The organism is Flavobacterium glycines (assembly GCF_900100165.1).
In the GTDB taxonomy this organism is placed as follows: Bacteria; Bacteroidota; Bacteroidia; order Flavobacteriales; family Flavobacteriaceae; genus Flavobacterium; species Flavobacterium glycines.
Genome location: NZ_FNEO01000009.1, coordinates 66,434 through 89,706 on the forward strand (window position 1 = coordinate 66,434; position 23,273 = coordinate 89,706).

A 23,273-nucleotide genomic window follows, 5' to 3' on the forward strand; every position below is an offset into this window, starting at 1 on the left:
ATTTTCTGATTCAAAAGACAAACAAAAAATATAAAAATGCGACAAACATTAAGATTCTTTTTAAGCCTATGCTTACTTTTTAGCAGCTTGATTAATTTTGCCAAAACAATAGATCCTGTTAAGGAAAAGTTGAAAATTTCAGGTACTGTAGTTGAAAAAGCTACTAAACAACCTCTTGAATATGCAACAGTAACCATTACAGATACCAAGAATCCTAAAATGATAACCGGAGGTATTACAAATGCTAAAGGTGGATTTTCAATTGAAGTTGTCCCCGGAATTTACAATATTAAAATCGAATTTATCTCTTTTAAAGCTATAGAATTCAATCAGCGTAGTCTTGAAAAAAACACCGATTTAGGGATTATTGCGCTTTCTGAAGATGCCGCGCAATTGAATGAAGTAGTTGTACGTGCCGAAAAATCGACTGTCGAAATTAAATTAGACAAAAAAGTGTACAATGTAGGTCAGGACATGATTGTAAAAGGAGGAACAGTAAGTGATGTACTGGAAAATGTTCCTTCGGTTACAGTGGATGTGGAAGGAAACGTAAGTTTACGCGGAAACGAAAATGTGCGTATTTTTATCGACGGTCGTCCTTCGAATTCATTGAATATGGCTGATGCTTTGCGCCAAATTCCTGCTGATGCGATTGACAAAGTAGAAGTAATCACCAATCCATCTGCGCGTTATGATGCCGAAGGAGGAGCTGGAATTTTAAACATCGTTTTGAAAAAAGGAAGAAATCAGGGCTTTAATGGAAGTTTCATTGCTTCTACAGGAATTCCTGAAACTTATGGTTTAAGTGCTAACTTAAATTACAAAACAGAAAAATTAAACTTTTTTACCTCTACAGGATACGATTACAGAACTAGTGAGGGACGTGGTTTAACTCATTCTACATTATTAGACAGTAGTAATGGTACTATTACCGGATATACTAATGAAGATAAAGATACCGAGCGTATCAGAAAAGGAATCTCTACAAAAACAGGATTAGAATGGACTATAGCTCCTAACACTTTTTGGACTAACTCTATCAGCTATCGTGATAACAGAGGTTCAAATAATGATTTGGTAAACTACAATTCATTTGATGCCAACAAGAATTTCACTTCCACTCGTTACCGTTTGAGCGAAGGAGATGATAATGGAAAAGATTTGGAATTTGCTTCTAATTTCTTAAAAAACTTCAACGACAAAGGTCATAAGTTAACTATGGATTTCTCTTATGCTACCAATAAAGACAACGAAAATTCTCTTATTACTGATGAAACCATAGGAAGCGGAAACCCTGCTACATACAACACTACTTTTAACAATCAAAACCAAAATCAATTTCAAATCCAAACTGATTATGTATTGCCTTTTGAAAATGGTAGTCAATTTGAGGCTGGTTACAAAGGAAACTTTAACAATCTGGATAACCAATATAATGTTACTACTGACAACAGTGGAAATCCAATTAATGGATACCTTTCAAATACTTTAGAATACAATGAACGCATCAATGCTTTGTACACTCAATATGGTTTTAAATTAAACAAATTCTCTTATTTATTTGGTTTACGTTGGGAAGACACTAAAATTGATGTGAACTTATTAGACACTAATGATTTCAACACTAAAAAATACAACAACTTCTTTCCTAGCGCCTTTATCAACTATGAAATATCAGATGAAAGCAGTCTTTCTTTAAGTTACAGCAAACGTTTATCAAGACCAAGAGGGCGTTTCTTAAATCCTGCGACTAACTATTCAAGTAACATCAACTTGTTTAGAGGTAATCCTGATTTAAATCCTTCTTTCACTGATAAATTTGATTTAGGATACTTGAAAAAATGGGAAAAAGTAACTTTTAGTACTTCGATGTTTTTTGAAAACACCAGAGATGTATTCTCTTTTGTTCGAATGGAAACCGGAGAATATGTTGGAAACAATCCTGTAATTTTAAGTTCTCCAATCAATTTAGCTAAAGAACAACAATTTGGTTTTGAATTTACCTTAAACTATACTCCATTTAAAAAATGGAAAATCAACAGTAGTTTTAACCTTGCAAACGTTAAAACAACTGGAGAATATAGCTATACTAACACCAAAGATGAGTTGATTGTCCAAAACTTAAACAACGAGACTTTCTCATGGTTTTCAAGGCTAAACTCTCGTTTAACATTACCAGGAAAAATCGACTGGCAGTTAACCGGAATGTATTTTGGACCACGAAAAACTGCTCAGGGAAAAAGTTTAGGAAATTATGTAGTTAATACAGCCTTTAGCAAAGACATCCTGAAAGATAAGGCTACAATTGCATTCAATGTAAGTGATCTTTTCAATTCAAGAAGAATGAAATCGGAAACTAATTTACCAAGTGTTATGTCATACAGTGAATTTCAGTTCAGAAGAAGACAATTTAATTTGTCATTCACTTACCGTCTGAATATGAAGAAAACAGACAAGGACAAAAACATGCAGAAAAACAACGGAGATGGCGGCGGTGAAGGCGGTGGAGATTTCCCTGGATAATATGTAATAACTTCCAAAATTTTAAAATCCAAATTCCAAATACAACAGTTGGAATTTGGATTTTTTTATTGGAATTTAATTTTTTTAGCATAAAAAAAGGATTCGTTTTCACGAATCCTTTTTTATTAAGAAGCTCTATAATTATTGAGCTTCTTGTTTTTTTGCTCTCTTTTCTTTGAATCTCTCCCAAGTTGCACCTCCTACCCAATAAGATACGAAGCTAACCAAGAAAAACATTAACCAAAACCCCATAGTAAGGATGGTTAAAAAAAGTAAGAAGCCTAAATACTGTGAAAATTCAAACATGTTTTCCGGAATTTTGAATGTAGCCACAAATGTAACAGTTAATTTTTTTCTTAGCAATAAAAAAGACACTCAATTTTTATAAAAATACATTTATGCGTACATTTAAACAGCTTTTTGTTAATTAAAAAAGTTTCACATCTATTTTCTAAGAAAAACAGAACTCAAACCAAAGACGATTATGAACTATCGAATAGAAAAAGACACTATGGGCGAAGTGCAGGTCCCTGCCAATAAATACTGGGGCGCACAAACCGAACGTTCCAGAAACAATTTCAAAATAGGACCATCGGCTTCTATGCCCATGGAAATCATCTACGGCTTTGCTTATCTTAAAAAAGCAGCTGCATACGCTAATTGTGATTTAAGTGTTTTATCCGTAGAAAAACGCGATGCCATAGCTGTTGTTTGCGATGAAATCCTTGCCGGAAAATTGGACGACCAATTTCCGTTAGTAATCTGGCAAACGGGTTCAGGAACGCAAAGCAATATGAACTTAAATGAAGTTATTGCTAACAGAGCACAAGTCCTAAAAGGATTTAAAATTGGCGAAGGCGAGCAATTTATCAAAGCCAATGATGATGTCAATAAATCGCAATCGTCTAATGACACCTTCCCTACTGCAATGCATGTTGCCGCTTACAAAGCTATTATTGAAATCAGCATTCCCGGAGTAGAAAAACTAAAAAATACACTTGACGCCAAAGCTTCCGAATTCAAAAACGTAGTTAAAATTGGTCGTACCCATTTGATGGATGCAACTCCGCTGACTTTAGGACAGGAACTTTCAGGCTATGCATCCCAACTCAATCATAGAATAAAAGCACTTAAAAACACCTTGCCCCATTTATCCGAGATTGCTCTGGGCGGAACCGCCGTTGGTACAGGTTTAAACACTCCTAAAGGTTATGATATAAAAGTAGCTCAATACATTGCTCAGTTTACAGGACTCCCGTTTGTTACAGCCCAAAATAAATTTGAAGCCTTAGCCGCTCACGACGCCATTGTAGAATCCCATGGTGCTTTGAAACAATTGGCTGTTTCCTTGAATAAAATTGCCAATGATATCCGAATGCTGGCTTCGGGACCACGCTCGGGAATTGGAGAAATCCTGATTCCGGAAAACGAACCCGGTTCATCAATCATGCCCGGAAAAGTAAATCCTACTCAATGTGAAGCCCTGACTATGGTTTGCGCCCAAATTATGGGGAATGACGTAACCATAAGTGTTGGCGGCATGCAGGGACATTATGAATTGAATGTCTTCAAACCTGTAATGGCTGCTAACTTCCTGCAATCAGCCCGATTACTTGGTGATGCCTGCGTTTCGTTTGACGAACATTGTGCTCAGGGAATTGAACCAAATTACAAACGCATCAAAGAACTGGTTGACAATTCATTAATGTTAGTTACGGCTCTAAACACTAAAATAGGTTATTACAAAGCCGCCGAAATTGCACAAACTGCTCATAAAAACGGAACTACTCTTAAAGAAGAAGCTGTTCGTTTGGGTTATGTAAGTCCTGAAGATTTTGATGCCTGGGTAAAACCGGAAAACATGGTTTGATTTTTTTAACCGCAAAGTTCGCAAGGCTCTTTCTTCTCATTGTTTTGAAAAACGCAAAGTCCACAAAGCTTTGTGAACTTTGCGTTTTTTTTTAAACCTTACAAATAAAAATCTTAGCGGACTTTGCGGTTAAAACTTTTATAAGTTAAAATTAATCAACGTAGTCTTGCAAATAACTAAATCGCGGAGTCAATTTACCATTTTCAGTTATTTTTGCTCTGGCTAAAATACCATCTTGATCACCATTAAAAAAGGCAGGCATTACCTTTTCGATAAACATTTCTCCAAAACCTTCACTGGAATCCTTCGGCAATTCACAAGGTAAATTATCAACCGCCATCACCACAATCGCTGCCGGATGAAACATATCGACTTCTTTATTTTCTATTGGCAAATAACCATAAAAAGGCTCTTCAATTGTTGAAGAACGCAATGTAGAGGCAATTGGCCCATTGATATCACATGAAATATCGGCAACTACTTTTATTTTACAATCTATGGATTGTAACATCTCTTGGGTTAAAATTTGTGGCGCTTCATTGGCATAAAAATGTCCTGTGATTACAATATCCGAAACCTTGGTAAAACGCTCAAAATTGCTTTCGTAATCCTGAGGATTTTTGAAAAAATCGGTTATTTCTAAAACCGTTCCGTCTTTTCTTTTATTGTATTCCAAAGCATCAATTTGGGTATAAACCGGCTGTGTATAGTTCTTAGTCAAATAATTCTCTACTGTTACCGATTTCACTTTGATTGCATCCAAAATTTCTTTGACTCCTCCTCCTACTTTTCCGGTACCGGTAACCACAAATTTTATAGGCGGTAAAATGATTCTTTTTAAATAACGAATCAAATCTTCTTTTCCTGAAAGTGTTTCTGCCTTAGGCAATTTGAACAATTCAAATTTTATTCCGAAAGCCCGAATACTATTGTAAGCTCCCACCATTCCTGCATAACGTCCAAAACCAATTAATCTGTTATTATGATTATCTACAAGGGTTTCATGGTCATAAAAATCAATATTTTTTGCCAATAAACCCTGCAATAAAGCCCTGTTATGCGGTTGTTTTTTTATAGTATGCGAAAAAAAGAAATAAGACTTATTCGGAATTAAATTTTCAACCGGAACTTCTTTTACACCAATTAAAACATCGCAATCACTAACATCATTAGTAACAACTATACCTGCATTTTCATATTCTAAATCACTGAATACTCTTATTGGTGAACTTTCCACCACAACATTTAATTGTGGGTACAACGATTGCAATTTTACTAATTCATTAGGAGAAAAAACCACTCGTCTGTCAACAGGGATTTTCCTTTCTTGTATTATTCCAAATTTCATATTTTTTATTCCTTATTAATCACAAACGGCTAGCTTGTTTTTTTATTTAAAAAAATCTATTTTGTTCGATAAAACCCATTAAATACTGAAAGACAAAAACATAGAATCAATCCGATTAAAAACTATCAAAAAAATCTGTTAAGGTTGAAAAAAAACGCCTTTCAAAAGTATTTGATTCTATATATTTGCCAATATAGTACCCGAAAAAATGAATTTTATAAAAAAGACAAATATACTACAATTACTCCTGCCTATTTTAGTTTTATCTTCATGTGATTTAAAGAATAAAACAGGAATGTTTACGGAAAATCAAAAGCCCAAAGACACCATGCCTCATATGGAGCCTCCTGCGAAAAAACTTCCTAAATTATCTGCTCAGTATATAAATGCTAAAAAAAATGCTATAGAACATTTTTATAATAAAAACTGGTCCAACAATAGCATGAATGGTAGTTTTCTTGTAGCTCAAAATGGCCAAATTATCTTTGAAAAATACGAAGGTATGGCTAATTTCAGAGATGAAAGACCTATTACAGCTACTACTCCACTTCATTTAGCCTCAGTAAGCAAAGTATTAACAGCAGCAGCGGTTTTAAAATTAATTGATGCTAAAAAAATTGGTTTAGACCAAAAAGTAAACAGTATTATTCGAAATTTTCCTTTTCCTGAAGTAACCGTAAAAATGCTTTTAAATCATCGCAGTGGTATGCGCAATTACGCCTATTTCACCGATAAAAAAGACGGTGTCTGGGACAGACACAATATACTTACTAATAAAGATATTGTTAACTTAATGGCAACGAAAGATGTTGGCTTAGAAGCAAGAACCAATACCCGTTTTGCCTATTGCAATACTAATTATGCCGTTTTGGCACTTATCATAGAAAAAGCAACCGGACTTAGTTATGAAAAAGCTATGGCTCGTATGATTTTTAAACCTTTGAAAATGAATCACACCTTTGTTTTTAATTACGACAGAGACAAAGATTCTATAGTTCCTTCTTATAAAGGAAACAAGGTTGAGATAGGTAAAGATTATCTGGATAAAATTTATGGAGATAAAAATATCTATTCAACACCCAGAGATTTACTTAAATTTGATTTGGCCCGAAACTCTCCGGAATTCTTAAGTCCGAAATTATTAAAACTGGTATATACTCCTTTTAGTAACGAACGCAAAGGCGAAAGGAATTACGGATTGGGAATTAGAATGATTAACTGGGAAACCGGACAAAATTTCTATTTTCATAACGGTTGGTGGCACGGAAATACCTCTTCTTATGTCACATTATTAAAAGAACATGTCACTATTATTGCCTTATCTAATAAATACACTACTAAAACCTATCAAGTAAAAAAAATAGCTCCTTTATTTGGTGATTATCCGTTTAAATTAGGAAAAGAGGAAAAAGAGGAATAATTTTTGCTTTACAGTAACTTCAGATAAGAATATTATAGTAGAAAATTGTATATTCGCGCACTCATTTTTTTGATTGAGCCAATATAAAACTGGGGTCGACTGGTTTTGACAGCAAGTCGAATTGAACAGTAAGCACGTCGAGCATTGAGACCTTGCTCGTAAATATAAGATCTCAAACTTTTAAACGGCGAAAATACTTACGCTTTAGCTGCTTAATCCGAATTATAGTACGATTGCGCCACGTCCCTACAAGGTAGGGAGGCTGAATTCTCCTTGAAAGCCTTGGTTTATGGCGGTCAGTTTAGGGGAACCGTAAAAATAGACCTAGATTATCATGAGCTTCGGGTGATTTTCGAAAATTAAGAAGATAAGTGTTAAGTGGCTGTTTCTGGCCTTGCTTAACATCGAAAATTCAATCAGGAAATAAGCGTGTAGAAAGCTCTTTAGTTGCTTGTTTGGACCCGGGTTCGATTCCCGGCGACTCCACAAAGGCAGAAAACAATATAATTTTCTGCCTTTTTTTATGTTAAAATCTAATAAAATCAACACATAACAAGAGTTCGATTCATAAAATTTATTTTATCACAAAAAACATAAGAAACTAACAATCAGTAATTTAAAAATATCCAGCTTTTGATAGTACTTTGGATTGTCGAACTCTCTTGTAAAATAAAAAAATTAAAAGTAGTACTCCTATTTTATACTATTCATTGTTTAGGAATAGATTATTTAATATTGTATCAACTGTTTTAGCGCCATAAAAACGAATAATTTCATTTTTTCCCATCTCATTACCACGTTCAAAAACTCTTTTGATAATGGCTTTTTTGTGTTTTTCCCAATCAATTGTAATTATTTTAGTGTCCCAAAACAATACTGGTCTTAACTGAGGTAAATCTGTACGGGATTTCTTTTGCTTTATTTTTTCTTGTTCAATATCATAATAAACCTGTAAAATTATAAAATAGCCTTCTTCCAATCCAAGAGCTTTTTCTATTTTTAAAGCTAAAGAAATATTCATTCGCCTCCTACCTTTAGTAATTGCTGTGAATGTGTGGATACTCTTGCAAAGAAAGTGCAAACGCTTCTTTACGTAAGTGTCGTTTCTCCAATTCCCATTCTAGTATAAGACCGGGATGTATCCCTTTCAATAATTGTAAGTTAGATTTCATATTATAAAAACAAACAAATTTGTTTACTCAATATTGTTAATTTGCATTTCCAATGTTAAAATTCAATAAATCAGGAAAACCAGTTAATCGATCAAAATATAAAAAAAACAACTATACTATCGAAGATTTTAAATTATAAAAAATCATATTGAACTACTATGATAGTAAAAAAAGATCTTTACTCTCGTTTTTTGTATGTCCTAAAATCTTTATCAGACACATCATAAACTTGTAATAAAAAAGATATTTGCAACGAAAAAGATATTTTGAAAAAATGCACACCTCAATTTTAAATTCACAGGCAATATATGCAGAGGAAAAAAAGCCATTTTTCAGATTGACTTTTTCAGACAAAAACATCACTATAGCTGTATTGGAAAATGTACAAGATTTTATGAAAAAGGGTGACACTTTAAACCATTGCCTTTTTACCAATGAATATTTCAAGGAAAAAGATTCGCTGATTTTCTCACCCCGTATAGACAACATTCTTGTTGAAACTATTGAAGTTTCGCTTTCAAAAATGGTAATTCTACAATGTCGAGGACTAAAAAATGAAAACTCAAAACACCATAAAGTGATTTTAAATCTAATGAAAAATAATCTTTATCAAGTGCAAACACGTATGAAAAAACAAAAACAGGAAACTGTATAAAAAAACAAAATAAATTTCGGTTTTTTGGTTCACGTGCCGTAGACATATTTATGTAAAAGAAAAATCAAGAATTTTGTATTCTCAATTGACCAAAGCTTTTTTATTCATCTAAGATTCATTCAGTTTTATCAAATCCTATTTGCTTAGCTACATTATTTTTTGTTTATGTATTCTATTAATATTTCTTTTAATTGCCTTCTTTAACTAAAAAGAATTTAATATTTAAGTCCGTATTTTCTGCAGTTATTTTATTGTTGAACCTGATTAATATTTATAACACAACTAATCCATTGTTTTGCTCAATTCATTTTAGATGAAGATAATAGTTATACAACTTTTCGTTAGATAATTACCACCAAACCTGTTTTCCGTTTTTTATTGTAAATGGTCTTTCTTCAGTTCCTTTAGAAAGATTGTGTAATAAGAATAAAGCTCCAACAGGGACTTTATAAACTAGCACATCACTTTCAGCTTTTTTCTCACCTAAACTTTTCCAAGTCTTATCCCAATAAAACAACTCATACTCATCGCCTATTTCAACCATATTTCCATCGTTGCGACCAATAAATCTTATCTTACTTATATTTACGGATTTATTGAATGCTAACCCTACCCAACTTCCCGTTGGATTAGGGGCATTAAAACAAGTTAGAACATCATTATCAAATACCTTCTCAATGGTTTCCCCCTTGTCTTCAAAACTACCTTTTGTTCCAATTATTTTACCTTCTAACTTTTTACCTTGGGTGTTATACACAACTATTTCATTTATATTGCAAAAACTATCAGTAGCCCCTATATACCTAAAATACTTAAATTTTTTGGTTGAAGATGAAATAAGAGTATGAAAAACAGGATTAGTCATATTTTTTGTAACAACCCCAATAGTTATAGAATCTGAAAAATCAGATCGATTACTACCTTGGAATTTTCCTCCTATAATTCGTTTATCAAGCCAATCAACTCCCTTGTAATTAGGATATTTTCTTGAAATTGATATCGTCTTAACTTTTTTAGGATCGAAAACTATTTTTTTAACTTTTCCTAAAGAATCAATAAAAAAAGGATTATTGAAAGCTTCAAAATTATTACCATTAAACAGTGCTGGAAGATATAACACTTTTTTTTCTAATTTTTCGAAATAAAATGATGTCCCAATATACTCACCCCAACCTATTGGAGTCCAATTTTTATTATCATACACTTGTAAATAACCAAATTTATTTTTTATTTTTCTCACATTATTTACAGGAATTGAAACATCACTACTATTGCAGTACTCGTCCGTAACATCTAAAAAATAAGGATTATTAAATATAGAAGGAATTCCTTCTCTACCATTGTTCTTTATAAATAAACTATTTTTATTAATTGAATTGGTTTTTCTATATACTTTTCCTTTTTTGTTATGATTAATCCACCAAATTAAGGCACTTACAGGATTATGACAATTATTTTGAATTGTATTCCCTTTATGATCAAAGACAACACTCCATTCATGACTAGAAGGTCTATCTGCCCAATTAAAAACAAAATCAATCGTACTGGCTACCCCCAATGATCGTAAAACCATTGTTTGATATTGAGTCTCGATGGGACATGTACCATAAAAAAATTCAATGATATTTAGTGGATTAATAGCTGCCCCCATATTCGCTTCGCCAAACCAATGAAAACGATTTGTTATTTCACTAATTCTTGTAGCTGCTTTAATTGCTGGATCAATTGTATCTTTAAGTAGAGCTTTCTTCTCTTTTTTAAAATACCAATTAACATAAAAAGGGTTTTGCAAATATTGAAGTACAAAATTTTCATTTTTATAAGTTTTAAAACTACCTCTTGTGTTTGCTATAAGTCTCCACTTTTTATTAGTTATATCATAATTATTATAAGCTAAAATTCTTCTACTATTTTTTCCTGTATCTTTAAATAAATCTTTCCTTACCTTTTCAAAATGCCAAGCATCATGTAGAAAGTCCTCTGAACATTGAATTACAGTATTATCATTTTCATAAGTAAGAATTTTGTTTGTAGCCTTATTTCTAATCTGAAAACCACCTTTTTTGTTTGGTATCAATCCCCACTTTTGATTATTTGTAAAATAATTATCAAATACTAAAACCCTACTGCTGTTTTTTTCTTGAAAAGCATCAATTACTTTTGTTATATCATCTTGTTCTAATTTAAATTGATAAAACAATCCATCTGAAGTTACTTCAATAGGCATTGCCTTTGAAAAATCATTAGTTATTTTCAGACCCGCTTCATTAACCAGTGAATCTTTATCCAAGGTTAACCATCCAGCCGAATTTTTTAAATAAAAAATACCATTAGCAACTATTGGCAGTGGCATATCTATACTTATACATTCTGGTATAACAAGAAAATCTATAAAAAGATTTTTATCTAAAGATTCTATTGTAAGTTCATGTTTACCAGAATCAAGATTAACCATAAATTCTATTGGTAAACGAGAATTATTCATCTCTTCCCAAGTGCCTGTTGCAGGAAAAACGAAGTCTCCTATAATTTTATTATCAACTTTAATTCGAGCAGTTGAAGCCATTGGATTACCATTCATATAACGAATGGCAAATTTCTGATACCCTTTGCGGTCACTATTGATTGACATCTTAAATTTGTTTTTCCCTTTTTGATACAAATGAAAAACTTTAGCTGCTGATGCATTGGAAACCTTTTCTATCAAAGAATCTACTCTAGTAAAGGATTCAGCTTCATAAATAGATTTTACACCTTCGAATGGCATAAGATTGATCATAGGATGAAATTTTTTATTTGCATAAGATCTCCAATCAACATTATCTGATTCAGATAATTTATAAGGCAAAATATACTCGCAAAACATTTCAAAAGAATATTTTTTAGACCAATCATAGTTATATGTTCGAAAGGCCGACTCAATTTGGTCGATTATAAACTGGCTAGAAACATTTTGAAGGTCATATTTAATATCCTTGTCACCTCTCTTTCGTAATGAATCTGATTTAAAAAGTTTATTCCTATCTTCACCTTTCGCTCCATAGATATATTTATAATGGACATTAACACTATCTACTTCTGATCCAACTATCGAATATTGAAAAACCATATTAGAAATAAGATATTCTGCTGCTTTCAATTTTAATGAATCAGCTTTATTTTTACCATAATGAATCAGCACTTTTTCTAATTCTTTTCTATTCTCTCCTGCTAAGTCTAAGGCACGATTCGTATCAGATGACCAAGGTGTGCAGGCTAGAAATAAATTAGAAAAAACAAATAAAATATATTTTACTACTTTTCTCAAGTTGTATTTATAATTCCCCATAATTGTTCAATAATTTTAAAAATTAACACTGGTTAAAAAACCTACTTTTATTTGCAAACAAACGATTTAGAAATTGTTTAGATTCTTATTTTTTTTTATGGATAATTAATCACAAGCTTACTCACTTCTTTTAATACAAAAAATGGGCAAATAAATAAATATCCCTACTAATGAAAACAGCAATCCGCCTATTGAACCAGCGGCAAAAGAAAACCAAAAAGCCTCATTTTGTCCTCCCCATATAAAGGGGATTAAACCTATCATAGTTGAACTTATGGTAAGCATTACAGGTATAATTTTATAATTAAATGCTTTGAAATACATCCATTGGCTATTTCTTAACGGATATTCTTTTTTTAAATTATTATAATCATTTATAATATATAAAGCAGCGTTTACACTAATACCACACAACAATATAAATGAGGCATATCCACCTTGGTCAAAATTAAAATCAAAAAGATAGAAGGTTAAAAAAACTCCAATAAAGGAAATTGGAATCATACTGATTATAGCAAAAGGTTGTTTTAATGACTCCAGTAAGATAGAACAAATAAAGAATATAATTAAGATCACCACAAAAATGAAATAATATTGTTTTTTATTGTTTTTATCCCATTCTCCCCAATTGGATTGTTCAAAAACACGATATCCTATTGGTAATTTACTTTTCAATTCTTCAATATTATCTTCTCTAACTTTTTTTGCTAATGGCTCCGTTCCAATAAAATTATATTCAACCGTTAATTGGTACTGTTGATTGTATTTTGAGATGGAATTTCCTGATTTTCTTTTTTCAATAGCAGCCATTTGATCTAGTTTGTATTGATTGTTTCCAATACTAATAGGTACATGTTTTAAGTCCCAAACATTAACTTTTTGGTATTGATTAGAGACCATTTTAACTTGTTGTAATTCATTGTTATGAATAAAAGAAGTTACACCTCCAGCGTATGTTTGATTTATTAAACAGGAATAGAGTCCTGTTTGATACACCTCCGCCATTGCCATTTTTTCATTATCAAATGCTAAAAAATATTCATAAGAATTAGCATTCCCCCAAGAATCTCCATTGGTTATATCTACTTCTTTAATTCTCGAAGAGGAGTTTGCTATTAATTGCGCTTTTAGAAGTTCAGCATAAGCATATAATTTGTCATAATTGTATCCTTCAATAATGATTCTATTGTTTTTATAATCGGCCCCTAAAGCATTCGAAAAACCCTGACCAACTCCGCTAATTGACCAATCTAATCCTCCCAAACTGATAACTTTTGACTCCAACAAACTTTTCAACTTAAAAGGGAAACCACTAAATTCATTTTCGTTTTTAAAATAAATGGAAATCGTTGAATTTTTATAACTGCCTATGTTAGTCTCGAACATTTCTACTTCGCCAAAACTACTAATGTAATTTTCCATTTTAATAATAACTTCATTTAATTGCTCTATAGTGCAACCTTCAGGCATACTCCCAGTAACTCTCAATGTAGTCCGCTCTGGATCCGAGTAATGTGAATTCTCATAAACATTATCAGTAAAGAGCCGCAGTGATCCTCCTAGTATTTTTTCTAATGTCGGTTTTACTTCATCGTAAAACCAATCATTACCTATCGTCTGATTGTATTTTTTTTCCAAAAAACCTTCTCCCTCAATTGTTTTCGGTAAAAGCTGTATGGGCAAGCCGAATCCAAGCAATAAAATCAAGATAAACAGCCATTTCAAACGTGGTTTTTTAAACGCTAAGATTAATTTATAATAGTATTTAGTGAATTTTAAGACTCTCCTTTTTCTTTTTCGAGAAAAAAGTTTCTTTTTATGATTGATATGCAATTTTTCCAAAAGTGCGGGAACAAATAATAATGCTACAAATAAGGAGACCACTATATTTATGGCAATAACCAAAGTAAAATCACTTAAATTGGCTTGCAGGGATTCTTCTAATAAAAAAGTAGATAACAAGGCTCCAGCCGTGGTTAATGTTGTTGCTAAAATAGCTAGAAACACTTTCTTATTTCCTTTGTTTCTGAGGTGATCAATCATAATAATACAATTGTCAATCATAATTCCAAAAGAGATTGTGATTCCAGCAAATGAATACAATTGCAATTCTACTTTGAATAGATAATAGAAGATTATGGCAATTAAAAGATTAGTAATAATGCTTAAAAACAAAATCAAGATGTATTTTACACTTTTGTTGGTTACTAAAATCATAACAAACAAAATCAAGAGTGAAAACAGCATTTTCTCTTTAATTTTTTTCAGTTCTTCAGCAATATATTGAGAAGTATCATTCGTCAATTTTAAATTATATTCTCCTTTTATTTCTTGCTTTATAGTTTCAATTTCCTCTTTTACCTCATTGGACACTTCAATGGTATTGGCTCCTTTTTCGGCATAGACAACCAGGTTTATGGAATTTTTCCCATTTATCCTAAAATACGATTGCATCGGAGCTTCTTTAAATTGAACTTTAGCAATGTTTTTTAGATAAATGATCCTATCTCCTATTTTTTTTATAGGGATGTTTTCCCAATCTATCTCTTTTTCATATTTATAACTTAAAACCAAGGCAATTTCCTGACTCTCGGCATTGTTTTTAGATACAAAACTTCCATTTCCCAATTGTTGTGTTTCAAAATATTGACGAATGGCATTTTCAATTTCATTAACTGATATGGAAAGCTGCAAAAGCTGATCCGAATTGTATTTTACAACCCAATCAAAAGGATCTGCACCATACACATAGACTTTGTTAACTCCTTTGATTATAGCTAATTTTGGGAGTATATGGTTTTCGGTATATTTCTTAATCAAATACGGACTTTCGTTCGCATTGATGCTGTAAGTCAAAATGGGAGAGGCGCTCTCGTTTGTCCCGCTAATGGACAATTGGGGATAGCTTACTCCATTAGGAAGCTCAGAATAGGTTTGACGAATTAGATTGGCAATTTCAAACCGAACGGCATCCAAATTAGTGTTTTTTTTGAATTCCAGATTAATAGATCCACTTTCCTTGTTACTGTTTGAATTGATTTCTTTGATTCCTTTCACGGTATTAAAAACACCTTCTAGTTTAGAGGTTACTTCTTGCTCAATAACCTTAGCTGAAGCATCATACCAACCAAAACTAATACTTATAGAGGGTAAATTATTGGATGGATTCAATTGCACACTCAATAACGGAATCATACTGGCTCCAATAATAGACAGGCAAATAAAACAAGTTAATACAGTAAACGATGGGATTTTTGATTTCATATATTTATTTTAAAGCATTTTGAAAATCCTGTCCCACTGAAATTCGTCATTTTTATTAGAAAATAAAACACATTGTATTTTGCCTATGATATTGGTTTCCGGGACAAAACCCCAGGCTCGAGAATCCATTGTCCCTTTTCTATTATCACCCATCATAAAATAATAATTTTGTTTGAATGTGTAGGTAGTAGCTCTTTTATTATTTATAAAATAAATACCCTTTAACTCCTTAATCTTGCAATTCTCAGAGCCACTAATTACTCTCTGATACAATGAAAAAGTTTCTGGATTCAAATGTATTTGCATGCCTTTTTTAGGAACTATAAAAGGTCCCATAGTATCATAAGTCCATTGTTTATTGGGTACTTTACAAAATAGTCCATTATTTTCATTAAAAGAATCGAGTTGTATACTAACAGCGTTAATCAATTTTGCTTTTTTAAGTTGATCCAAATCATATTTCGATAGATTTGCTTCATAAAATTGATTGTCTATTCTTTTTAACATCACATAACTTAAACCTACAGCATCTAAGTATTTATATAAATTCTGTTTGTTTTTAATGCTGAATTTATAATTGTTTCTTTCCGTAGCTACAGGGGCAAAAAGCTTACTATTGGTATATACATTACCATCTTTAATTCTTAAAGTATCTCCTGCTAAAGCCATACAACGCTTTATCAAAATATATCCTTTGCTCCACGTAGAATTAAATACAAACACATCTCCTTGCTTTATTGTTGAAGTACCCGATAACCTTTTATAATCCCACCAATCTTCTTTTATTCTATTCTTTGCATTTTCATTAAAATAAAAAGCGATGTTGATCCAGGGAATTTCAAAAGGAGAACGAGGTAATCTTGGGCCGTATTTCAGTTTATTCACTACAATTACATCCTGTGGATACAATAAATTTTCCATAGAGGAACTGGGTATTTTATAGATATCAAACGCTAATACTTTTATACAAATACTTGAGGATAACAACAAAAGAAAAAGGAAAACTCCCGTGATCATTTTTCTAAAAAAACCAAAAGGTATTAAAGAAATAAAATGTAATGTAAGTTTATAAATTACTATGAATAGAATAAGGATAATAGCTAACCAAACCAAACCTAGTAATGATAAAAGTAGCACAGCTAAGGTTATGAGTAAAACTTTTTTGTTTGTTTTTGTCATTTATATTTATCTAATTTATTTATCCAATATTTCATCAAAGTTTTTACTAATGGTACTTTTATTCTGAAAATCGTAAAGGGTCAATTGCTGTACTTCATAATAAAACTTCCAATAATTGTATAAACTCGTTATGTAATTTTCAGAAGCTGCTTGCCATGCTTTTCTGGCGCTGGTGAGTCGTAATAAATCGATACTTCCTGATAGAAAACGTTTTTCGGTTATATCATAAGATGATTTTGAGATTTCGCTGGTTCGTAAAGCTCCTGTTACCAATTGTCTTTGAAGGTTAAAATCTATAATTTTCAAGCTTAATTGCTGACTTAGCTTGTCACTTTCTTGTTGTACCTCGATTTCACTCACTTCATTGTTCATTTTAGCCGTTTTGATGTTTCCTTTACGCTCTCCCCAATCTAAGATGGGGATATTCATTTGGATACTAATCATTTGTTGGTCTAATAATCTACCATACGCATCTCTAAAAGTATTCGCATTTTGATTCAAACCATAACTTCCTCTCAAAGACAAATCAAAACGGTTTTCCTTGATTACTTTATCCAAATCTCTTTGAGCTTCCATCTTTTTTATTTTTAAGTTAAAAATTTCAGGATTATTTGCTTCAGCTAATGCAATAGCTTCTTTAATATCAATTTGTAAATCGGAAATCAATTCGGGCAACTGTGGCTGGGAATACAAAGGACTTTCATCTCTTAAAAATAATTTTAATTCCGATTCTGCCTTTTCTAATTCTCTCTCATTCTGCGTTAAATTAGTTTCAGCATTATACACGTCTAATTCCAGATTAAGCACATCGTCTTTCTCTATAGAACCTAATTCATATCTTTTTTTCCCTATTTTAAAAAGTTTTTGTGTACTTAATACATTCTCTTGAGCTAATTCCACTCTTTTACTGGTTGAAGCCCAATTAAAAAAATAATTAACTGCTTTTAATTTAATATCCTGCAATTCATAGAGGTATTCTTTTTTAGCGCGTTCAAATTGAAGAGGGGAAATTTTATGTGCCCATTTGAAACTATTAAAAGCCATTATGGGTTGGATCACTCCAATACGGATAGGAGTGGCAGTAAAATCCTTAGAATCAACTAGTCCGTAATTAGCTAGGCGGTTAAAACTGGAATTCACATAAAATGTTGCCCCAGTCGCTTTAACATTCTGATTGATGCTAAGATTCCCATAAGAGTTTAAATTTTGTTGTGGTCGATAGACATCAATGTTATTTCCTGAATCGTATCTTTTTAATACCGATTTATTATAGGTCAGTGGTTCCAGTTCTAAATTCATTTTAGGCAATACACTTGCTTTAAACGATCTAAACTGCCAATAACTTGCGCCATATTGTTGTTTGGCTTTAAAAGCATCTAAGGATTTTTTACTTGCAATAGCAATGATATCCTCAAGTGATACTTTTTGTTTATTCTCTTCTATTTTGTTTGTGTTTTGAGCCGTATTTTGTAAGCTGTATAACCCAAAACTAAAAAGTAAAATCAGATGTGTGTTTTTAATAAAATTCATTATTTATAAAATTGAATGTTCATAACCTTACCTTAGAAACCTTTTTAAAATTCATCAAAATCAATTCCCCCTAACCCTAAAGGGTATAATTTTGATGAATTTTTAATAAATTTTTCGCCCTTTAAGGACGGAAAAAAGCAACTTTATTTTTTTTAATAAATTTAAACTGCCCTTGTAACTTATAATCCATAACTCATAACCCATAACCGATAACTTATAACTCTTAACCCTTAACTCTCCTAGCTTTCCTCTCCATACTTTCAGCAAAATAGTAATAACACAATGGGGTAAAATAAAGGCTTATTATAGTTCCTAATATCATTCCTCCTGTTAATACCGTTGCTAATGGTGCTTGTAATTCGGCTCCTAAACCACCTGTAAAAAGAAGCGGTACAACTGCCAGAATAGTAGTCAAACTGGTCATTAATATGGGTTTTAGCCTTCGTTGTCCTGCAATTAGCAGCGCTTTTAGAATAGAATTCCCTTGGCGTTGCAATTGGATAATAGTATCTATTTTCAGGATGGAATCATTAATTACAATCCCGCTCATTACCACAATACCTATCATGGACATTAAATTAAGACTCATCCCAAAAATTGTCAACAACAAAAAAGCCCCCGCCAAATCCAGCGGAATTTCGATTAATATAATCAAAGGTAGCACGAGAGATTCAAATTGAGAAGCCAAGATGAAGTAAAGCAGCAGCAATGAAATTAATAAAACAGCGATTAATTCACCCATTAATTCCTTGTTGCTAAAAAAACTACCACTAAAGGAAACGGTATACAATTTATTGTCTTTTACCACATTTTTCACGGTAGTAATGATGTGATTTACATTGTCTTCATTGGTATTTAATTCTATAGGGTAATATTCACCTTCAATACCTCCAGTAATGGTTTTCATATCCTGAGAGTTGACCGCCTTAATAAAATCACTGGCATGAAATACGGCTCCATCGTCAGATAGTACCGTGGTTTCGCTTAAGACCTGCTCAATTGTTTTGCTTTCTCCTCCAAGGATGACAGGGACAAAATTTTGATTGTCAATTACCGATAAAATTTCACGTTCATTAAAAGCACTTTTTAAAACATAAAATAGTGCATTAGCCGATACGCTGTATGTCATTAATTTTTCCTGATTTGCTATAAGATTAATGTGTTCCTGCCATGCAATAGGATTTAATTGTATGTCGTCAACATTTTGCTGCACCTGACCCCAAACTTTTTTTAATTGTTCGTTTTGTGCACTTCCTATATTGGCTACATTTCGCAATCGGGCAACCAATACTTCTTGCTTGTCTGAGAAAATCATATTGAAAATATTGTCCACATTGCTATAGGAAACAACGGCTCCGGCGTGTTCTTTTTGGAGAAAAAGAGTCATTTCTTTTTTAACTTTCGCTAGTTTTTCGGGAGAATTACAGCGAATATAAATCGCACTTTCTGAAGATAAAGAAGTCGATTCTTTGTCTAAAATAAATTGTTGTGAACCTACTAATGCGGTATAATTCAGGATATCTTTTTTTATAGGTTTTAGTAATTCTAATACCCTTCTTTTATTTTCTTCGACATTAATTTGCTTGTTCCAGTCAATTTTTAATACCGTTTCGGTTTTGGTTAAATAAGGCATCTGCGTTTTGGGAAGAAATTGAAATAAAATAACACCACTTACCAGTAATAGAATACAAATACTCCAACACAATTTTTGTTTTCTCATTACAAAACGAAATCCTTTTTCGTATAATTCGGCATAATCCAAAGTATTCGTTTTTTCAAGAAAACGTTCCATTCTGCTTTTCTTTCCAGTATCTTTCAAATGAAAAAGATGGTATAATAACGGCACTAAAGTAACGGAGACCAATAGGGAAACAAACAATCCTATCGTTATCGCCATAGCCTGATCATAAAACAAAGCCCCCGAAATACCACTTAAAAAAGACAATGGTAAAAAAACAGAACAGGTAGTCAAAACCGAGGAAAGTAATGGTTTGATCACTTCATTAGCTCCTAAAACACAGGCTTGCATCAAAGGGTATTTTTGCTCTCTGTATTGTATAATATTTTCAATTACAATAATGGAGTTGTCAATCATCAAACCAATTCCTAAAATTAATCCCGACAACGAAATAATATTGATAGAAATATCAAAAACATAGAAAAAGGCTAAACTAATTATCAAAGAAACAGGCACTGATATTCCTATCAGTAGAGGAGATTTGACATCTTTCAAAAACAAAAACATGATGGCAAATGCCAATAAAATACCCCATACCAAGTCTTGTTTGATATTGGATATGGCTACATCCAACAATTGGGTTTGATCTCTGGTTACCGAAAAATCTATTTCTGGATAATCCTTTTTTAGCCTTTCGACTAGCGAGTTCAACGATGATTTTAAGTTTTCCATTCGAGCATCACTTTGCTGAATGATAGCCATAGTAATGGCTTCTTTATCATCCGACAAAACCAATCCCGTACGCTTTTTTGGATGCTCAATAACTTGAGCCAAATCTTTTAGCTGGAAAAGGCGATCGCTTTTTTTGATATAAATAGCTTCAATTTCTTTAATAGTGTTCAGGCTGGATCCTAAGCGAACATTGTATTGGTATTGATTGTCTTTAATGAGTAAACTCCCCACCTCAACATCATACGCTTTGATGGCAGATTCCAATTCGTTCAAACTAATTCCCAAAGCATTTAATTTTTCTGTATCAGGAATAATTCGAATTTCTGAAAAAACCAATCCGCTTACATCTACCATAGCCACTTCCTCTACTTGCTCAATGCGTTTGCGAATCACCTGATTGGCAAAACGACTAAAATTCACAAATTGTTGAGAAACAGGATACAGATCAGTATTAGAAACGGTAGGGATTTCTTTGTTTTTTAAAATCAGACTTAAATAAAAAACAGGCACATCAGTAATATTAGCCTTAATTACTTTAGGACGTTTGACTGTTTTGGGAAGACTTCCCGTAGCACGGTCAATTTTTTCATTGACTTCAATAAAGGAGTAATCAATTTTAGTTCCTTGTTCAAATTGCAACCGAATGATGCCATTTCCATTGCTAGATTCTGTTTTCAAATCTTTCAGATGACTTACTTGCATTAAGTTGGAACGCAAATTTTTTATAATAACATCTTCTACCTGCCTTGCCGACATATTATCGGCTTCAACCTGTACTGTAATTTCTGGAATGTCAATATTAGGCATCAAAGCTACTGGGATAAAACCAAACGCGTACAGCCCTAAAATAAGCATGCAAAGCGTAGTCATTAAAACAGCAATGGGCTTATTGATTAAAATTTTTACCATAAGAGGTTATTAGTATTCAATTGTTAGTTAATAGTTGTCAGTTGTTGGTGGATAAACGAGAAATTACATTTTTTAACGAAAATTTGAAAAATCTGCATAAATCCGAATTTTTTCAAAAAACTAATTATTAAATTCGAATGTCCTGTTACTGATTTTTATTTTTGAGATTTAAGCACTACTTCACTATGATGCGCTAAATTCAAATTCCCACCGACAATCACGGTGTCTCCAGGGTTTAAAGTTGCACTGCTTTTATCGGGATGGGCAATTACTGCATAGGAACTGCTATTTTCTAAAGTGGTTTGTACATACGTCCAATAGGCTTTTCCATCAATAACTTTAAACAATACTTCCTGATTGTCTCTTAAAACTACTGCTGATTTTGGGACTACCAATTGTCTTTTTACTTCTTTCTCAATACGGACTTTCATATTCATCCCTTCGGTCAATTTTCCGTCATTTTTCACAACCGCTTTTACCAAGATCGTTCCATTTTTTTCTATCAATGGATTTATGGAAGAGATATGTCCGCTATAGGTTTTAGCCAATGCAAAAGGAACTATTTGTACACTGCTGTTCAAGGCTACATCGCTCATTTCGGATTCTATCAAATAAAATTCTACCTCAAAAACCGAATCATCAATCAGGGTCATAAAATTTTTTCCAGCATTTACATTCTCATAAACCCTGTTCTCTATATTAGCCACTTTTCCACTAAAAGGAGCTATTAATCTGGTGGATTGTAATTCAAATCGTGCGGTTTTTAATTCTAACAATGCGGCATCATAACCTGTTCTACTGGCTACCATGTCATAGATGGGCCTGGGAATACTGTCTTTCTTGGTGGTAAAAATCCCTCTACCTACCAACATGTCCTCAAACTGAAATTTGGCTTTTTCCAAGTCGATTTCGGCTCTGGCGAGTCTTTGTTGATATTTGAATGAATTTAAACATGCCAACAATTGCCCTTTATGAACAAAATCTCCATTTTTCACATACAAATGTTCCAGTTTATCACTGACCTCAAACTGCACACTGTTTTTTTGAGATGCGATAATTTTACCGTTACTGACCAACTCTTTTTGAAAAGATTCATTTTTCAACACCATGGTTTCTACTTCATACTTTTCGGCTACATATTTATTTTTTTCGATGGTAGTTTCATTGGCAGCTTTAGATTTGGCACAGCTATGAAAAAACAAAGAACTAATTATTAAAAAAGATAGAATTTTTAGCTTGGTTATTTTTGGGTAAGCATTTTTACTCATTTGTACAGTCATTTTCTTTTATTTAATTTTATTTGAGGAAGCTTTTATTCTTCTTTAGGATAAGGAACTTATCCTTTAATAGTTAACTTTATAGGCGAATTTTTACCATTGTAAACTACCTTTATCGTTTTGTTAAAACGACCGGGATATTTGGAATCATAGACGATTTTGATTTGCTTCTTTCGTCAGGTTTTATTATTTCTTTGAGTCATTCAGGCACTATACAGTCACCAAAATTATGTTCTTTTTATTAAAAGTTATGTAGACCAATACAGAGTCACTAATATCATCCTTGTCTTGTGTTTTTGATATGCAAGACACACAAGCCGTTATGAAAATAAATAGATGGAAATACTTTGAGAGAATACTATTTTAAAAATCATGTTTTCATTTTTAA

General features: G+C 32.3%; 13 protein-coding genes and 1 other RNA gene. 5 read left to right on the plus strand and 9 right to left on the minus strand.

Annotated features, from left to right (window positions below; genetic code table 11):
- Positions 1-36: 36 nt before the first annotated feature.
- Together BLR17_RS15210 and fumC are read left to right on the plus strand one after the other, a co-directional pair.
- Positions 37-2,523, plus strand: coding sequence for a TonB-dependent receptor (locus tag BLR17_RS15210; RefSeq protein ID WP_066325794.1), 2,487 nt, complete (start codon positions 37-39; stop codon positions 2,521-2,523).
- Between the two features lie 484 nt (positions 2,524-3,007).
- Positions 3,008-4,393: a class II fumarate hydratase gene (fumC, locus tag BLR17_RS15220; RefSeq protein ID WP_066325790.1), complete on the plus strand. Its 1,386-nt coding sequence runs from the start codon at positions 3,008-3,010 to the stop codon at positions 4,391-4,393.
- A 151-nt stretch (positions 4,394-4,544) separates the two neighbouring features.
- Here fumC and BLR17_RS15225 read toward each other — a convergent pair whose 3' ends face one another.
- Complete coding sequence (locus tag BLR17_RS15225) at positions 4,545-5,741, minus strand: NAD(P)-dependent oxidoreductase (protein WP_066325788.1); 1,197 nt, start codon at positions 5,739-5,741, stop codon at positions 4,545-4,547.
- Positions 5,742-5,949: 208 nt separating this feature from the next.
- On the opposite strand from BLR17_RS15225, the gene BLR17_RS15230 reads away from it, so the two are divergent.
- Positions 5,950-7,161: a serine hydrolase domain-containing protein gene (locus tag BLR17_RS15230; RefSeq protein ID WP_066325786.1), complete on the plus strand. Its 1,212-nt coding sequence runs from the start codon at positions 5,950-5,952 to the stop codon at positions 7,159-7,161.
- 91 nt (positions 7,162-7,252) lie between these two features.
- Positions 7,253-7,650, plus strand: a transfer-messenger RNA (tmRNA) gene (gene ssrA / locus BLR17_RS15235).
- A 214-nt stretch (positions 7,651-7,864) separates the two neighbouring features.
- On the opposite strand, the gene BLR17_RS15240 is transcribed toward ssrA, so the two are convergent.
- The gene (locus BLR17_RS15240; protein ID WP_066325785.1) at positions 7,865-8,182 is read right to left on the minus strand and encodes a DUF6922 domain-containing protein; all 318 of its coding nucleotides are present in this window, start codon (positions 8,180-8,182) and stop codon (positions 7,865-7,867) included.
- A gap of 425 nt (positions 8,183-8,607) precedes the next feature.
- Between BLR17_RS15240 and BLR17_RS15245 the strand changes: the two genes are divergently transcribed.
- Complete coding sequence (locus BLR17_RS15245) at positions 8,608-8,988, plus strand: PcfJ domain-containing protein (protein ID WP_066325783.1); 381 nt, start codon at positions 8,608-8,610, stop codon at positions 8,986-8,988.
- Between the two features lie 349 nt (positions 8,989-9,337).
- Here BLR17_RS15245 and BLR17_RS15250 read toward each other — a convergent pair whose 3' ends face one another.
- The 7 genes from BLR17_RS15250 to BLR17_RS16670 form a co-directional block, all read right to left on the minus strand.
- On the minus strand, positions 9,338-12,316 hold the full coding sequence (locus BLR17_RS15250) for a hypothetical protein (protein ID WP_066325767.1): 2,979 nt from the start codon (positions 12,314-12,316) through the stop codon (positions 9,338-9,340).
- 117 nt (positions 12,317-12,433) lie between these two features.
- The gene (locus tag BLR17_RS15255) at positions 12,434-15,580 is read right to left on the minus strand and encodes an efflux RND transporter permease subunit (protein ID WP_066325765.1); all 3,147 of its coding nucleotides are present in this window, start codon (positions 15,578-15,580) and stop codon (positions 12,434-12,436) included.
- 9 nt (positions 15,581-15,589) lie between these two features.
- Complete coding sequence (lepB, locus tag BLR17_RS15260; protein WP_066325762.1) at positions 15,590-16,759, minus strand: signal peptidase I; 1,170 nt, start codon at positions 16,757-16,759, stop codon at positions 15,590-15,592.
- A gap of 15 nt (positions 16,760-16,774) precedes the next feature.
- Positions 16,775-18,289 (minus strand): TolC family protein, encoded by a 1,515-nt coding sequence (locus BLR17_RS15265; RefSeq protein WP_066325760.1) that lies wholly within the window; start codon positions 18,287-18,289, stop codon positions 16,775-16,777.
- A gap of 223 nt (positions 18,290-18,512) precedes the next feature.
- Entirely contained in the window at positions 18,513-21,608 is a 3,096-nt protein-coding gene (locus tag BLR17_RS15270) for an efflux RND transporter permease subunit (protein ID WP_066325758.1), read from the minus strand.
- 155 nt (positions 21,609-21,763) lie between these two features.
- Positions 21,764-22,888, minus strand: a complete 1,125-nt coding sequence (locus tag BLR17_RS15275) for an efflux RND transporter periplasmic adaptor subunit (RefSeq protein WP_066325754.1) — start codon at positions 22,886-22,888, stop codon at positions 21,764-21,766.
- A 56-nt stretch (positions 22,889-22,944) separates the two neighbouring features.
- Positions 22,945-23,049, minus strand: coding sequence for a DUF1573 domain-containing protein (locus BLR17_RS16670; protein ID WP_074517205.1), 105 nt, complete (start codon positions 23,047-23,049; stop codon positions 22,945-22,947).
- Positions 23,050-23,273: the final 224 nt, after the last annotated feature.